A 15,708-nucleotide genomic window follows, 5' to 3' on the forward strand; every position below is an offset into this window, starting at 1 on the left:
TTGAGTCGGTGAACATTTGCTAAATTAGTCATTTGATTGATACACTTCTACAGCTTTTAGACTCTGACTGTAAAAATGCAGCATATACCACTGGTATCCGTGATCTGTACCTGCCACAACCAGGGCTCCTATGTTTTACAGGCCCTGGATAGTGTTTTGGAACAATCCTACCCGGCAGTCGAAATTTATATTATCGACAACGGCAGTAGCGATGGTTCGAAAAAGCTGATTTCGGACTGGATAAAGCAACATGGTGAGCAGATTCCGATCATGCACCGGTATTATGAGCGGCCGGTAAATTATTGCCAGGCCTTTAATGCGGCCTTTAAATCTATCAACGGCCATTACCTGATCGACCTGGCTGCGGATGATTTTTTACATCCTTTACATATATCCCGGGCTCTGGAGCAGCTGCAGGGATCTGGCGCTAAGGTATACTTTTGTAATGCCCTGTTGCTGTATCCCGATGGGTCTCAACAGCCCTTTTATCCCGCAAGGCATGCTGGAAATATTCCCCAGGGAGGTGTTTTTTCGGCCGTAGTACAAAAGTATGTCATCAGTTCTGTGACACTGGTCATGGATGCCAGTTCCTTATTGAAGGAAGGGGGCTATGATGAGGACCTCTCTTACGAGGACTTTGACATCCTGGTCCGTATGTCCAGAAAATATCCATTTGTCTATGGAGATTTTACCGGGGTTTTCAAAAGGGAATTGCCAGGCTCCCTTTCGACCCAACAATATCAGGTGAAGCATTCTGCCTTGTTGCCTTCTACTTTCCGTGTGTGTGAAAAAATATACGATATGCTGGAAGGTAAGGAGGAAAAGGAAGCCTTGAGATTCAGGTTACTGCATGAAACCAAGCATGCCCTGGCCTCTGCCAATTTCAAGGTTGCCGGGCAGTTTTTAAAGCTATACCGGAAATTTTCCCCGATAAGCCTCCATTACATTTTGTTTCGGTTATGGCATACCTGCAGGCTGGATATTTCAAATCTGTATAGCTACTGGACGAAGAGTAAAAGTTTGTGAGTCCCTGAAATCTGAAAACCTGTTAGTTTTCTTGTTGATTTTCTACCAACAAGAAACTTTGAGTAGACGCAACCTGACTGGTTTTACCTTTTCTTTATCAGTTGAATAGAGGATTAATTTAGGATTTACGGGTGCTTACTAAATCATACCGGTAATCACTTCCTGCATTCCCTCCGAATCAAAATATTTATCAGCCATTATTACCAAATCCTTTTCTTCAAAACTCTTGATAAAGGCCAATTGCCGGGCATAAAAGGAAAAATCAAGTCCTTCAAAATGCACGCGCTGAAAATGGCTCATCAAGTCGAAGGGACTACTGAAATTGGCCAAAAGGTTTCCGGCAAGGTAATTCCGGATAATTTCAATTTCTTCATCCGGTACAGGATCCTGCTTCAACCGTAAGATTTCCTTGTAAACTTCCTGAATCACTTCTTCTCCATGCCCACCTTTCACATCAGCCGCTACTATCCAATAGTTTGATCCGTTGAGACTGCCCAGAAAACTATTGATTCCATAGGTATAACCTTTTTCCTCACGGATATTCTTAATCAGTCGGCTTCCGAAATAACCACCCAGCAGGGTGTTGAATACGGATAGCGCCATGTAATCAGGATGGGACATTGGCACCATCCATTTGCCAATCCTGATACTGGATTGCAGGGCATCCGCCTTTTTCTCGATCTGCCTGGATTGCCTGGTCTGGGAAATGGGGAAAAAATCTATTTTTTCGGGTATCAAGGGTAAATCCTCAAAATATTCCCCCAGGGATACCAGGTCACTGTCGGACAGATTCCCGGTGACAAATAATTGAGGTTTTGATAAAAAGCCGTTCTTGTAGTAGTCTTGCAGGTCTTTTCTGCTGATGGCATCCACATCATCTGCAGTGGCCTGGAAACCAAAAGGGTGGTCCTTGCCAAAGAGGCTGGATCGGATCAGTTGGTTGGCACGGGCAGAAGTTTGCTCCTTTTGTATACTGATGCTCAGTTTTTTCTGGGACTTCTTTTTCACCAGGGATTTCTCCGGAAACTCAGCAGCAGTAAACAAGGTCCTGAAAACCGGCAAAACTTCTTTCAGGTGTTTTTGAGTAGTCAATAAACTGAGCCCCTGTCTTTCATATCCTGATACCACCTCTACTTCGGAACCGTGAAAATCAAAAAAGTCATCCAGGGCCTCGGATTTCAAGTCGCTGGTACCTTCCAGTAACATGTGAAGCATAAAAGAGGGCAGCAAGGGATTTTTAAGTATTATCTCCGAATAATGCACCGGAAAGATGACTTCTACCTTCACTGCCAAAATATTTGGAGAAGGCATATAGTACAAGGGAATACCATTTGCCAGGTTCCGGTATTCCGGGGGCGTCAGATCGATTTGTTCAGGAATGTGATATGCCGGTGCCTGGCTTCGGTTTACACTCATCTTTCCAGGTTGTACAATAATGAAAATCTCAGCGTTTCGGCCAAGGGGTGATTTTGAACCTGTGGCACCAGGTAAGAAAAATCAAATCCCAGCCGGTTAAATTTAAACCCTACCCCCATGGTGAAATACCTTCTGCCTCCTTTGCTGGGGTTTTCATAAAAATAGCCTGTACGGACAGCAAATTTATCGTCATAGGAATATTCGGTACCAAAGGCTATCATCACCTCCCTCATTTCTTCTCCGAATCCATCAGGTGCGTCAAAGAAGGAACCAAACATGCCGCTTAGCAAAGGCCGCGAGGGGTCTAGTCCTGCTTCAATATTCGGTTGGTTGGTGTCGGGATCCAATACCAATTGTCCATTATCATCTACCTCATAGACGGGAGGGGTGGGGACCATCATTTTATTGAGATCCAGGGCGAAGGTAATGGTATTCATTTCATCGATTGGTATGCTAAGGGCCGATCCTATTCTGAGATTGGTAGGAAGATAGTCCAGGTCCTCGGCACTGTTATAGGTGATTTTGGGACCAATATTGGAAATATTTATGCCCCATGAAAAGTCTACTTCCTTATCCGAAAGGATGATTTCTGAGCTATGGTAAATGCCAACATCTGTGCCCACACTCACTCCGGGCCTGCTTTCATTGCCTCCTGCAGAACTCAGGTTTCCGGAAAGATTGGAATGGATAAACCGGGCACTGATACCAAGAGAAAGATCATCTGAAAGTTTTCTGGAATAGGTTCCTCCAATAGCAATATCCCGAGGACTGAAATCCCCGAGCGGGTTACCCCTGGAATCGGTCAACTGTATGTCCCCCATATTAAAATACCTCAGGTCAATGCCAAAGGCAGAAACATTGTCAATCCTTTTGTATCCGGTGAGGTAATTCAGAGACATGTCCGGCACCAATCGCCCCAGCCAGGGGGAATAGGATAAGGAGAATCCCATGTCATCCTCAATAAATGCCAGTTTACCAGCATTCCAATGCGCCGAGTTGACATCCGGAGAAGTGGCCACACCTGCATCACCCATGGCGGAATGGCGGCTATCCGGAGCAAAATTGAGAAAGGGAACAGCGGTAATGATCACCCTTCTGTTTTGGTCTTGGCCGGAAAGTTGAGGAATGGAAATTTGTGCATGGCTTTCTAGTTGATTCGCAGCGAAAGCCAATAAAAAAGTTAAAGCTGGAAGAATTTTTGTGTTCACTTTCATTGAATAATAATTTTGCCTCCCTTTCTTTCTGAAGCACCGTCTTCTTCAGATTGAAGATTGATTTCGTAAAGATAAGTTCCTTTTGCCGGATATTTGGTTTTGCTTTGTAAAAATATCCATTGAATGTCCATTATAGACCGTTCAGCTTTTGGGAAACGCCGCTGCAATGAAAATATTTCACCCCCGAAGGAAGAAAACACCTTTAGATTCAAAATTAAATTTTCTCCGGGCCGGTTATGCATAATTTCAAAATTAACCCTGTCCGAAGTAGGATTTGGGTAAAGCAACACCTCCTCCAATTGCATCTTTTGGCTTCCCCGGACTTCGATTCCTTTGCTAAAGGTGCGTTCATTTCCCAGAAGATCTCTGGCTGTAATCGTGAGTGTATTTTGTCCCTCCTGCAAGCCGCTGATCAGTGTTTTGATATATCCCTGACGAAAACTACCTGAAAGGGCGCTATATTGTTCGGCAAGTGATACTGGTGCAGCCTCGTTGAGCTGGAGGAGGATGCCTTCAGGCTGGTTGACCTGAATGCCGGACAGGTCGCTCAGGTACACCCAGACAGGACTTTGTTTGGTAGCTATGACCGGTGGATTTTCCAGACTGTCATAAAAAACGATGTCAATCTCCGGACCTTCACTTTCGGGCTTGATGGATTCGCCATTTGGTCCCAATAGGATTTCCATTCCTCCAAAAGCTTCTTTTTGCCCTTCCTTTTCCAGGGCATATACCTTAACATTTCCAGTGGCAACTGCATCGGTGTCCATTTTTCCCAACATCAAGTCTCCTTCAAGGGATCCATTTTTTACCTGGCCCTGCCCCCTGAATAAGATTTGGTTGAATTTCCGAAAAGTGGTGGAGGGCCCCTCATCTCCCAGGGTCTCGCTGGTCTTGGGATAACTTTCCACCCTGATCTCATAATGGCCATCAAATTGGTTGATTCTGGCACCGGAAAGGGGGTCCTGAATCTCTCCACGGTATTTTAGTTGTTGCAGCCCTGACAGGGTATCCACTTCAAGCTCCGAGGTCATGTCCAGCCAGGAGCTTGTTTTGGCTTTCAGATCCGGAAGATCTGCCTGGATGGAAGGATCGCCCAACAAGGAAAAGTTTCTGTTCAATGGACCATTTAGGCTGTTGTTTTTGGTATGTTTGAAAATTTCTCCGAGGCTCATCTGTCCCCTTTCGCTGAACACAGCCTCAATAAAAGCTTCATTTAGCGCAAAATTTACACTGCTGAATACCGGTCTGCCGGTACTCAATACAGCGATGGCGCCTTTGTTGGCAGCAAACAACAACTCTTCTGCTCCTGATCTAAGGAAGGGGCTGTCGTGTCTTCCAAACTCACAGGTAGCAGTGACAAAAATCGGATATCGATCGGTCTCCGGCCAGTCGGCTATATCGCTTACATTGAACAAATTTTCAGCTGCCCAACTCAGTTCATTGCCGTGGCCCGTATAGTTGACCATCAGCAGCCCTTCCTCTATTTCTTGTGCCAATGCAGCCCTGGCTTCGGGTGAGGTCTGGATATCCCCTTCCCGTACCTGTGCAAAATTATCCAGATATAATTTTCTGAGTTCGAATTCCGGGTAATCCTTATTCAGGAAGGTGGTCAGGTTTTCTGCATCACTCAGGTGGATGTGATTGTCTCCATCATCAGCGATAAAGAGCAACTTTCTTTTCCACTGACCGGGATTGCCTGTCTGGTATTGGATGATTTTGTTTACGGCTATGGCGGCTTCCCGTGCATTTATGGCAGGAATTCTACCTATCCCTATGTCCAGCAGATGGTCGCCGGAGTCGGTTTCCTCCCATTCTCCCTCTCCGGGTTCTAAAAAACCGAAGTAATCGTCCGAACCATAGGTTGTCAGTGGATTCAGACTATTTCTTGAACTATAGGTGGGTACAAGGTTGGGTCTGCCGCCTAATTTATTTTTATAGTCAAAACTTCCTTTACCAAAAAACAAAACATTTTGAAGATTTCCCCCCTCTTGCCATTGATGGGCCAGAAAATTTCTGATGCTGCTAATGTCCGGATTGCCATAGCCATAAGTATGGTAGATGTCCTGAAGGGCTACAACGGCAGTGGACAAACCAATAGCATTTTTGAATTCAGCCAGCCGATTGGCCTGCCCCTGGAGTTCCGCAGGACTGATGATGATCAATTCAGGGTACCCGGAAAAAAGCTGAGACCGGTCAATCACGGGTATTGGCTCATGGATTTCAGGGGTGTTTTCCGGTTCAAAAACAACCAATTTCCTCGCTTGGGTTTGCAGGGTAGGATCAGGATTAAGCTCCTTTACCTCATGAAAATTACTGATGTCCCAAAACCGGAAAGAAGCAGCGTGAATCGGAAACACATTTGCTGTCGTATTGTAGTAGACTCCTTTCTGCCAATCTGGGCCCAGGTAGGGGAACCCGAGGAGAATGTGATTCAGAAATCCGGCTCCATTTGGATTGGTGGAGGAATAGGTAAACCTCAAGTTAAGTTGGTCGCCGTTTTCGGGATAGGATGCCCGGGTTTCAAAGGTGGCCTCCCTTCCCTTGATGGCATACCTGCTATTGGGAATGGAGGGTACATCGATTTCGCCTAAAGTGGCCCCGTTTAAGGCAAAGCGAAACTGGCTTTCACCAAAGGATTGGGCCATTACCCGCGCTTCAATAGAAATTTGGCCATCCGGACTGGGTATAGGTTTAGTAAAGGTAATGGTCTCACTACTATTGTTGAAGGTGCGGTACCCGTACCAGGCCCTTCCGGAGGTCAATATATTGTCTTCTTCAATTTTAAAATGCTCGTACCTGTACAATGGCTGATGAGCTGCGGACTCCGGATCAGGGAAGGTTTCTGGTGAACTGTTTTTAACAAAATTCTCCGGTGAATACCCCGTCTGAATTAAAAAGTAGAGGGAATCGGTATAAAGATGCGGCTGGAATTTGGTCAGCCCCTCTTCAATTAGAATTTGATCGGCCTGGCTCAGGAAAAAGTAAATACTGTTTCCAATCCTTTTTTGAGGGATTTCTTTCAGTTCAAACGAATGGCTATCTAATTTTTGAGGCAGCATTCCCGGGACCCCGTAGATGCTGATCTGTTCCAGTTCACCCAGACCCCAGGCCAGTGCCTGTTCCTGGCTGATTTGGTATACTCCCTCTTTTGTTACAGGGAATTTATAATACTGCTGAGAAAATAAAGATAAAGCATTCAGCAAAAAGAGTACACTCGTCAAAAATGTTATCTGTGAAAGGTCATGTTTCCACCTCATTCTTTTCCAATCTGTTATTTATCATTGATAGCAGAATATAGGCCAAAACTGCCAGGGGAATTCCCGCCCAGCCCCAAAAAATGAGGCTACCGCCAGAGATCATTACCAGCAGATAGCGGAACAGGTTATTTTTCCAACTAAAATCCTTGAATTTTAATGCCAATAAAGGAATCTCAGCCGTGAGTAATAACGAAAATATTACGGTGATGGTTGACAGCGACCAGGGGTTTTGCAAAAGGTCACTAAGGAATGGTGCTGCTTCTGCCAGTAATGGCAGGGTAGAAAAAAACAATGCATTGGCGGGGGTAGGTAGCCCGATAAACTGGTCTTCCTGTCGATCATCGATATTGAACTTGGCCAGCCGGAGGGCAGATTGGATGCCAATCAGGAAGGCAATGTAGGGTAGGACGGGGTGCCCTTGTCCGGACTGGATTAAAAAAAAGGCAATAAACGCAGGCAATACACCGAAAGTAACCAAATCGGCCAGAGAATCCAGTTGTTTGCCAATATCACTTTGGACCTTTAACCATCGGGCTGCAAATCCATCAAAAAAATCAAAAACAGCCGCTGCCAAAATAAAATAAAAACCATAATAAGGTCCATTTTGAACCACATAGAGGATACCAATCATGCCTGACAATAAATTCAGACAGGTAAGGGTGTTGGGGATATGTTTTTTAATGTTCAATTCGCAGAATTTTCCCCTACAAAGGGATTGGTTTTCTTTTCTTCTCCAATGCTTGTTTCCGGGCCATGGCCCGGATAAACGATAACCTCATCAGGGAGTACGAAAAGTTTGTTTTTTATGGCTTGAATCAGGGTTTCATGATGACCTCCGGGGAGGTCGGTTCTGCCGATACTTCCTTTAAACAAGGCATCACCGCCAATACAAAGCTGGCTGGGTTCATTATAAAATACCAGGTGTCCCGGAGAATGTCCCGGTACCCAGATACAAAGCAGTTGGTTGTTTCCAAATTTAATCCATTCCCCTTCCTTGATATAATGGTCAGCTTTACTTTCCTGATACTGTGCAAAACCATAATTCGGCGCATAACTGCCCACTGCCCGCAGGATAGGTTCTTCTTCTTTGTGGTACCAAAGGGGAATATCGTAGGTATTTTTGACAAAAGCATTGCCCAACACATGGTCTATGTGGCAATGGGTATTTATTAATTTCACAGGCTGCAACCCTTTATCAGCAATAAAGTCAAACAATGCGCCTTTTTCCTGCTTTTCATAACAACCCGGATCAATGATCAAGGCTTCGCCGGTTTCATCGTAAAGCACATAAGTGTTTTCTGCAAAAGGGTTGAATGTAAAGGATTTAATCTGTAGCATGGTAAATTGATAGCAGTTCCAGGTTCAAAATAACAAAGAATGATTTAATTTTAGGCATGAAAGCGGATTTTTTACTTATTGGACAGGGGCTTGCCGGCACGGTGCTCTCTTATCGACTCCTTCAGGCCGGTTGCAGGGTCCATCTGATGGATGATGGTCATCCTTCCAGCAGCAGCAGGGTGGCTGCCGGTTTGTATAACCCTATCACAGGAAGAAAAATGGTGAAAACCTGGCTGGCAGATACATTGTTTGAAGAAATCGAACCGTTTTATCAGGAAATGGAACGTTTTTTAAATCAAAAGTTTCTGCATCCCCTTGGGATCTACCGGCCATTCATTTCCTTCGAGGAGCAAAATGAATGGCTGTCAAAAAGTGCCGACGAACAATTTATGGGTTTTATCAACAAGGTCTACAGCCGGCCGCAATTTTACGGAGTTAGCGATGCCTTGGGTGGACTTTTATTGAAGAAGTCCGGATACCTGGACATCAGGGTATTGCTCCTTGCGTACAGGGAATGGGCAAAAAAACAAGGTTTGCTGACGGAGGGGAAGTTTTCCGCTTCTCAATTGAACAGGACCAGGGAGGGTACCTGGGAGTACCGGCATTTAAAGGCAAAAAACCTGGTATTCACTAACGGCATACAAGCAAAAGATTGCGGTTTTTTCAATTGGCTTCCTTTTACTCCGGTCAAAGGTGAAATCCTCACGGTAAGGCAGGACTTTTGTTCCAGAGAGATCATTAACAGGGGAGTTTTTAGAATTGATATGGGTAAGGGTGTGGGTAAGGTAGGTTCTACTTATGACAACCAACAGGTAGATCTGATACCCACTGCCGCAGGGAGAAATGAAATTCTAAGTAAACTGGAACAGTTGATTCCGGGGAAGGTATTGGAGGTTTTGGACCAGCAGGTGGGGATCAGGCCGGCGACTCCAGACAGAAGACCCATGTTGGGAAAACATCCATCAGAGGAAAACGTTTATGTATTCGGAGGTTTGGGTGCCAAGGGAGTTTCGCTGGCTCCCTATTTCAGTAATAAAATGGTGGATTTTTTGGTTTTAGGGGAGGAACCTCAAAAAGAAGTGAACATAAATCGATTTTTTAAGTATATTTAAGATATTGGCAAATAATTTCTAAGGCAGGTAAATGAGACTTAAAAATCTAGCACTTATTTGGTTACTGATCTTCTGTAGCAATAGCGGAACGCTATGGGCGCAATTTGATCAGGAAAGATTTGGTAAAAACAGGATTCAACACAATGAAAAGGATTGGTATTTTTTTACCTCCAATAATTTTGAGGTTTACTATTATGATGGAGGGCAAACCAATGCCAGAAGGGCAATTGATTTTTTGGAGGGGGAGTTTGACAATCTGACACAATCTATCGGTTATGTAGCATATACCAAGCCTAAAATTTTTATTTATAATTCCAACCAGGAGTTACTGGAGAGTAACCTGAACCTCAATAACAACACATTTACAGTGGATGGGCAAACCTTTTTCAGTAAACTGCTGGCAGAGGTGGCCTATTCCGGCTCCTGGGAGTCCTTTAAGAAGGAGTTGTTATACAATACCTCTAAAATCATCATTGAGGAGATGTTGTATGGCTCAAGTATATCGGATGCTTTTCAGGCAAACCTGATAAATAATTTCCCGGATTGGTTTATCGATGGGGCAGCCTTGTACCTTGCCAAAGGATGGAGTCGGGAGATGGATGATTTTGTCCGGCATTACCTGAGGGACAATGAAAACCCCAAACTTTTCAAATTGCAAAATGAAGAGGCGGGTTTGGTAGGCCAATCCATTTGGAATTATATCGTAGAGAAATATGGTAAAAGGTATATTTCAAGTATTCTTAACCTGAGCAGGATCAATAGGAATGAGGAAAACAGTATTTCCAATACCCTGGGCCGAAGGTTCAGGGATTTTACTATTGAATGGAATGAGTTTTATACGGACATCAACAACGATGTATTTCAAAATTTCAAGGACCTGAATGAAAGCAATGTCATTGTTTCTACCCCCAAAAACAAATTTGGAGCCATCTCAGGATTAAGTTTTAGTCCGGATGGAAAACACCTTGCCTACATACAGAATACAGAAGGAAAATTCAGGGTAAAAATCAGGGAACTGGCCAATGACAGGGAAAAAATCATCCTCAGAGGTGGCTATTCTTCCTACGAACAGGACGCAGATTATACAAGCCCGGCCATCGCCTGGAGAGATACCATGAACCTGGTGATTGCTACTTTTAAAAGAGGCGTGACGACCCTTAGGATGAGAGCAATAGATGGTAGCAGCCAGGACAAGATATTTTTGAGAAATATAACCCAAATTCTGGATCTGGATTTTGCTCCGAACGGTCAGACCATGGTGCTTTCTGCGATCAATAACGGGCAAACGGATATCTATACCCTGAATATGAGGGGACAGGGAAGGAGACTCACCAATGATGTATTTGATAACCGTACCCCCATTTACCTGAATGATTCCACCATCATTTATTCTTCCAATAAAGCAGATTTGGCAGATAGTTTAATGACCGGAGTGATAGATGTGAACAACCTTCCGGATTATTACAACCTGTTTCAATTGAATCTGGGAGATTCCATATCCGAAAAGCGGTTAACCAATCTGAACCACATTAACCTGCTTCCAAGAAAACTGAATAATGCTACTATCCTTCACCTTAGCGAGCAGAGCGGCATCACCAATATCATGAGACTGGGGCTGGGAAGTAATATTTCCAGCCAGGTATCAGCCTTTAACAAGAGCCTGGAGTCTTTTGACTATGATGTGGAAAACAATAAGTGGGCCTATTCCGTCAGGGATGGCCGGCAAAGCCGGTTGGTTCTGGAGACTTTTCCCAATATGGACCAGTTTACGCCCAGTACCCCGAGGATTCAGCTGAAGCAGGCCAAGATGCTCAATGAAAGGATTTCGAACCGCAGAATTCAGCGGGAAGAGGAAGCAGAGGAAGCAGAGGAGGATATGGAAAGTGATCTTTCCCCGGATCCCATCAGTGAAGATGATGATGCAGATCCCCGTGTGGCTGAAGCAGACACCAGCCTGGTGGGGATCAACCTGGAAGGCCTGATGCTGGGAAGGGTTGAACAGGATAATTCAGCACCAACGTTGGAGGACTCGGAGCCAAGCCGTGTGGATACCTTGCCCCAAACAGAAACACCCATGACCGGCGCCATTAATGTAGACAGGCTTCGGTTTGAAAGAGAAGGAGGATTAGATACAGACAATTACACTTTCGATACAATACCCCCCTTGTACGGACAGGAGTCTTCCAGGGATGAGCAAGAGGATGTCCCCCTGGCCGAGAGGAGGAGTAATATTTTGGATGCATTCAGACAGCAGAACATGGTCAAAAGGGTACAAGGACCCAGGGATTATATCCCCCAATTTATTACGACCAGTTTGAATACCTCATTTGTAGTAGATCCCCTCCGGGGTTTTGGTATCAATCTTAATGGCAGAATGACAGATTTGCTTGACAATCATTCCATCAGAGGGGGAGTTATGACCGCAATGGATTTCAGTTCAGGAAGTGATGTATATTTTGAATATGAGTACCTGAAATACCGACTGGATTTTAGGGGTAGATTTGATAGAAGATCTCTGATCAGGAGTGAGGGTGATCTGACCGAACAGAAATATGTGCTTTCCAAATCAGAGATCGGTGTGTCCTATCCTTTATCTGTCAATACCAGGATAAGTTTGTCACCCTTCGTAGCCAAGTCTCAATATTTTAATTTAAATCCTGATTCCATTCTGAGAGGAGGCGACGGACCACAAAGTCGGTTGGATATCAATTATACCGGGGCCAGGGCCGAATTGGTGGTTGATAAAACCAGACAGCTGGGGTTATATATGGAGCAGGGGCTCAAGGGTAAAATAGGTATGGTACATTACCAGGGGCTTAACCTTTCTGAACGATCTTTTAGCAATGTTTACCTTGATTTCAGAAATTATCAAAAGATTCATAAAAACATTACCCTTGCCACCAGGCTATTTGCAGGTAGTTTCTTCGGCAATAACCCGCAAAAATACCTGGTGGGTGGCATGGACAACTGGCTGTTTAATCAGTTTCACCAACCACCTACCAACCGGCCCGAGGTTTCACCTGTCCGCAATGAAGAGGGGGTAGAAAATTCCAACTTATTGTTTTCTGAGTTTGTGGATTTACGGGGTTTTGATTACGATGAGATAAGGGGAAATAACGTGATAACTTTCAGTTCGGAATTGAGGATTCCTTTGTTTTCCTACCTGTCCAGAGGAAATATCACTTCCAATTTTGTCAGAAACTTTCAATTGGTAGGTTTTTATGATGCAGGTTCTTCCTGGACCAATTCTGCTCCCTGGGAGAGGGTAAATGACCAGAATACAGAAATTATCAATACAGAAGGCTCTCCTTTTGTGATCACTTTGAATAATTTCAACAATCCCTGGTTACAGAGTTACGGCGCAGGTATCAGGACGGTTTTGCTCAACTACTATGTGAAAGTGGATGCCGCCAGGCCTATCAGGAATTATACGGTAGAAAAGACCAGATTTTATGTAACTTTAGGGTATAATTTTTAATTAGCAATTCTTTTTGAAATGATAAAATCGATGACAGGCTTTGGTCTGGCTACCTATGAAGACCAGGATTATTCCATACAGGTAGAAATTAAAACCCTCAATTCCAAGTTTCTTGACCTCAGCTTCAGGTCTCCCAAGCAATTTTCGGATAAGGAAACAGAAGTAAAGACCCTTGTTTCGGCTGTGCTGGAGAGGGGCAAAGTGAATGTGACCGTTGATTTCATTTCGAAGAAAGAGGATGATTTGCCTATCGTGATTCAGGATGAATTATTTGAAAAGTATTTTCAGAAGTATGCAGAAATGGCAAATTCCGTGGGAGTCGATACACCGGAATTGTTTAAGCTGGCACTGCAATCGCCCAATGTGATTTTATCCAATAACGAAAAGTCAGATTCCAAAGCATCCTGGGAGAAAGTAAGAGAAGTGTTGTTAAATGCCCTGGAAGATTGTGATGATTTCCGAAAGAAGGAGGGAGAAGTGTTGATGAGAAAATTCCGGGAGAGTTTGAATTTAATTGAGGTCAGCCTGGAACATATTCAGGACCTGGTGCCCAAAAGGAAAGAACGGCTGATGAGTAAGATCAAAAACAATTTTTCAGAATGGGTAAAAGAGCAGGCATTTGATGAAAACAGGTTTGAGCAAGAGCTGATCTATTATTTGGAAAAATTGGACATTTCTGAAGAGATTGTACGACTGGATACCCATTTGAAGCTATTTGCCACTGTGTTGGATTCCAGTCGTTCGGAAGGGAAGAAAATGGGATTTGTCAGTCAGGAAATGGGAAGAGAAATCAATACCATAGGGTCCAAAGCCAATGATGCAGCCATCCAACATCATGTGATCAACATGAAGGACGAACTGGAAAAAATCAAGGAACAGGCATTAAATATACTTTAAAAAAAGATTTTTTTTACCTGGCTGCAAACTTGATCAATTCCGTCAAATCAATGAGCTCCAGGCTTTTTTCATGCGTAGCTTCCAATACAACCTTCGGAGCAATTCCTTCATGGTAGGCTTGCAGCCACCTTGTCAGGCAGATACACCATTGGTCACCTGGTTTCAGTCCGGGAAAATCAAAGCCTGGCCTTGGGGTACTCAAATCGTTGCCTACCGATTGGCTAAATTCGAGGAAGGCTTCAGTCATGATGGCACAGACAGTATGGGTGCCTGTATCTCCTGTACCGGTCCGGCAAAACCCATCCCTGAAATAGCCTGTCATGGGTTCGAAACAACAAGGTTGGAGTGGTTGACCAAAAACATTATTTGCCATGGGTGAAAATTAATTGTGAAAATAAAAATGCCATAGATCATTCATCTATGGCATTTTTACTTATCTAATGGTATAACTAATTTTAGCTCAATTTAAACCTGATAGGAAGTCTCATTTTCACCCTTACAGGCCTACCTCTTTGTCTACCGGGTTCCCAGGGGGGGGCATTTCTTACTACCCTCATGGCCTCTTCATTACATCCTCCGCCAATACCCCTGAGGATATCTACATCCTGGATGGAACCATCTGTATTTACCACAAAGACTACATATACCGTACCTTCAATACCCATTCTTCTAGCCTGGGTAGGATACTTCAGGTTATTGGACAGGTATTTGTTCCAGCCTTCCATTCCTCCCGGAGGAGTAGGCATGTTTTCTACCACATCAAAAATTTCATCTGCTTTCTCTTCTACAGGAGCTTCCGAAACTTCCACTTCTTTTACCACGGTCTCTTCCTGAACGTCTACGTCAAAATTAACGTCAATTTTTTCTTCAATTTCAACTTCGTCAGGGATTTCCTTAATTTCAGGTTGCTCTACCGGAGGTGGCGGTGGTGGTGGCTGTTCCGTAATTGGAATATCCAGTAGTTCTTCGAAATCATCATCGATCGATCCCAGGTCCTTGAGTAGGCCATCATCATAAGACCTGTATTCGAAGGCAAACAGAACCAGACCGACACTGATCATTAAGCCAAGGTTCAGGAACATGCCTGTTTTCTTGGTCAGATCAGCTTTGGGTGTTTTTTTAGCTTCCATGTTATAACTCCTTTTTATTTGTTGATTCGGTTTTCTAAATTACAAGTAACAATCATAACAAATAATTTTTATTTATACAAGAATGCTACCCTTCTTATTCAGGTAAACAAAAATTATTGTACCGATAGTTCCTCCCAATATATTGGTCACAATATCCAGGTAGTCAAAGGACCTGCCTGGAACAAGTATTTGCAAGTACTCTGTAAATATAGCGATAATTATCCATAAAACTAAGTAATTAGTAAAATATTTTTTAGTTTTTTTACTTTTCTCCGGCAGTTTCCGCCTGATCACCCTGCTCCATAGAAACACCATTCCTGCGAACATTCCAAAGTGGATCAGTTTATCCGATCCGTAAAATTTGGGAATATCAGGTACATCGCTACCGGGAGTAAATAGTGCATATGCCATGCCAAATGACCAAATCAGGGCAGGAAATAATGGATGTTTCAAAGCAATCTATTGTCCAACCACCGCTGCGTATTCTTCCGGAGATAAAAGAGAAAGAGTGGCACCTTCTTCAATTTTGATTTTGATCATCCATCCCTCTCCATAGGGTTCATCATTGACCAATTCCGGGGAATCCTCGAGTTGCTCGTTCACTTCCATCACTTCACCGGTAACAGGCATGAAAAGATCAGAAACTGTTTTTACAGCTTCTACCGTTCCGAAAACATCACCAGTTTCCAGGCTGTCTCCTACGGTATCCACTTCTACAAAAACAATATCCCCCAGTTCTTTCTGTGCAAAATCTGTAATACCCACGGTAGCAATATTGCCTTCAAGGCTGACCCATTCATGGTCTTTGGTGTATTGTAGTTCTTTTGGAAAATTCATTTG

13 protein-coding genes are annotated in these 15,708 nt (G+C 43.8%); 4 read left to right on the forward strand and 9 right to left on the reverse strand.

The window, feature by feature from the left end; translation table 11 throughout:
* The first annotated feature begins 75 nt into the window (after positions 1-75).
* Positions 76-1,026 (forward strand): glycosyltransferase family 2 protein, encoded by a 951-nt coding sequence (locus GL182_RS20550; RefSeq protein WP_163381676.1) that lies wholly within the window; start codon positions 76-78, stop codon positions 1,024-1,026.
* Between the two features lie 138 nt (positions 1,027-1,164).
* Here GL182_RS20550 and GL182_RS20555 read toward each other — a convergent pair whose 3' ends face one another.
* From GL182_RS20555 to GL182_RS20575, 5 genes are read right to left on the reverse strand one after another with little or no spacing between them, the layout of a single operon-like run.
* Positions 1,165-2,442, reverse strand: a complete 1,278-nt coding sequence (locus tag GL182_RS20555) for a M16 family metallopeptidase (RefSeq protein WP_163381677.1) — start codon at positions 2,440-2,442, stop codon at positions 1,165-1,167.
* Positions 2,439-3,656 (reverse strand): type IX secretion system outer membrane channel protein PorV, encoded by a 1,218-nt coding sequence (porV, locus tag GL182_RS20560; RefSeq protein WP_163381678.1) that lies wholly within the window; start codon positions 3,654-3,656, stop codon positions 2,439-2,441. The genes GL182_RS20555 and porV overlap by 4 nt, the downstream gene beginning before the upstream one ends.
* Positions 3,653-6,913 (reverse strand): type IX secretion system sortase PorU, encoded by a 3,261-nt coding sequence (gene porU / locus GL182_RS20565; protein WP_163381679.1) that lies wholly within the window; start codon positions 6,911-6,913, stop codon positions 3,653-3,655. The genes porV and porU overlap by 4 nt, the downstream gene beginning before the upstream one ends.
* The gene (gene pssA, locus GL182_RS20570) at positions 6,897-7,601 is read right to left on the reverse strand and encodes a CDP-diacylglycerol--serine O-phosphatidyltransferase (RefSeq protein ID WP_163381680.1); all 705 of its coding nucleotides are present in this window, start codon (positions 7,599-7,601) and stop codon (positions 6,897-6,899) included. Before pssA ends, porU begins: the two co-directional genes overlap by 17 nt.
* Entirely contained in the window at positions 7,598-8,251 is a 654-nt protein-coding gene (locus GL182_RS20575) for an MBL fold metallo-hydrolase (RefSeq protein ID WP_163381681.1), read from the reverse strand. Before GL182_RS20575 ends, pssA begins: the two co-directional genes overlap by 4 nt.
* Before the next feature lie 56 nt (positions 8,252-8,307).
* On the opposite strand from GL182_RS20575, the gene GL182_RS20580 reads away from it, so the two are divergent.
* The 3 genes from GL182_RS20580 to GL182_RS20590 are packed head-to-tail and all read left to right on the forward strand — an operon-like array spanning position 8,308 to position 13,738.
* Complete coding sequence (locus GL182_RS20580; protein ID WP_163381682.1) at positions 8,308-9,363, forward strand: NAD(P)/FAD-dependent oxidoreductase; 1,056 nt, start codon at positions 8,308-8,310, stop codon at positions 9,361-9,363.
* Between the two features lie 31 nt (positions 9,364-9,394).
* Positions 9,395-12,841, forward strand: coding sequence for a PD40 domain-containing protein (locus tag GL182_RS20585; protein ID WP_163381683.1), 3,447 nt, complete (start codon positions 9,395-9,397; stop codon positions 12,839-12,841).
* Positions 12,842-12,859: 18 nt separating this feature from the next.
* Entirely contained in the window at positions 12,860-13,738 is an 879-nt protein-coding gene (locus GL182_RS20590) for a YicC/YloC family endoribonuclease (protein ID WP_163381684.1), read from the forward strand.
* Between the two features lie 13 nt (positions 13,739-13,751).
* Here the strand turns inward: GL182_RS20590 and GL182_RS20595 are convergent, their stop codons facing one another.
* The 4 genes from GL182_RS20595 to gcvH all read right to left on the reverse strand — a co-directional run bounded on the left by GL182_RS20595 (position 13,752) and on the right by gcvH (position 15,705).
* Complete coding sequence (locus GL182_RS20595) at positions 13,752-14,111, reverse strand: DUF2237 family protein (RefSeq protein WP_163381685.1); 360 nt, start codon at positions 14,109-14,111, stop codon at positions 13,752-13,754.
* An 82-nt stretch (positions 14,112-14,193) separates the two neighbouring features.
* Complete coding sequence (locus GL182_RS20600) at positions 14,194-14,868, reverse strand: energy transducer TonB (RefSeq protein WP_163381686.1); 675 nt, start codon at positions 14,866-14,868, stop codon at positions 14,194-14,196.
* Positions 14,869-14,940: 72 nt separating this feature from the next.
* A complete protein-coding gene (locus tag GL182_RS20605; protein ID WP_163381687.1) occupies positions 14,941-15,279 on the reverse strand; it encodes a VanZ family protein in 339 nt (112 codons plus the stop codon).
* A 48-nt stretch (positions 15,280-15,327) separates the two neighbouring features.
* Positions 15,328-15,705 (reverse strand): glycine cleavage system protein GcvH, encoded by a 378-nt coding sequence (gcvH, locus tag GL182_RS20610; RefSeq protein ID WP_163381688.1) that lies wholly within the window; start codon positions 15,703-15,705, stop codon positions 15,328-15,330.
* Positions 15,706-15,708 lie beyond the last annotated feature (3 nt).

It is taken from the genome of Cyclobacterium sp. SYSU L10401 (assembly GCF_010993705.1).
GTDB lineage: Bacteria > Bacteroidota > Bacteroidia > Cytophagales > Cyclobacteriaceae > Cyclobacterium.

What these genes read in the sequence shown, in the direction of transcription:
- GL182_RS20550 (WP_163381676.1), top strand. Translation starts at nt 76, where the DNA reads ATGCAGCATATACCACTGGTATCCGTGATCTGTACCTGCCACAACCAG.
- GL182_RS20555 (WP_163381677.1), bottom strand. Translation starts at nt 2,442, where the DNA reads ATGAGTGTAAACCGAAGCCAGGCACCGGCATATCACATTCCTGAACAA.
- porV (WP_163381678.1), bottom strand. Translation starts at nt 3,656, where the DNA reads ATGAAAGTGAACACAAAAATTCTTCCAGCTTTAACTTTTTTATTGGCT.
- porU (WP_163381679.1), bottom strand. Translation starts at nt 6,913, where the DNA reads ATGAGGTGGAAACATGACCTTTCACAGATAACATTTTTGACGAGTGTA.
- GL182_RS20575 (WP_163381681.1), bottom strand. Translation starts at nt 8,251, where the DNA reads ATGCTACAGATTAAATCCTTTACATTCAACCCTTTTGCAGAAAACACT.
- GL182_RS20580 (WP_163381682.1), top strand. Translation starts at nt 8,308, where the DNA reads ATGAAAGCGGATTTTTTACTTATTGGACAGGGGCTTGCCGGCACGGTG.
- GL182_RS20585 (WP_163381683.1), top strand. Translation starts at nt 9,395, where the DNA reads ATGAGACTTAAAAATCTAGCACTTATTTGGTTACTGATCTTCTGTAGC.
- GL182_RS20590 (WP_163381684.1), top strand. Translation starts at nt 12,860, where the DNA reads ATGATAAAATCGATGACAGGCTTTGGTCTGGCTACCTATGAAGACCAG.
- GL182_RS20595 (WP_163381685.1), bottom strand. Translation starts at nt 14,111, where the DNA reads ATGGCAAATAATGTTTTTGGTCAACCACTCCAACCTTGTTGTTTCGAA.
- GL182_RS20600 (WP_163381686.1), bottom strand. Translation starts at nt 14,868, where the DNA reads ATGGAAGCTAAAAAAACACCCAAAGCTGATCTGACCAAGAAAACAGGC.
- GL182_RS20605 (WP_163381687.1), bottom strand. Translation starts at nt 15,279, where the DNA reads ATGGCATATGCACTATTTACTCCCGGTAGCGATGTACCTGATATTCCC.
- gcvH (WP_163381688.1), bottom strand. Translation starts at nt 15,705, where the DNA reads ATGAATTTTCCAAAAGAACTACAATACACCAAAGACCATGAATGGGTC.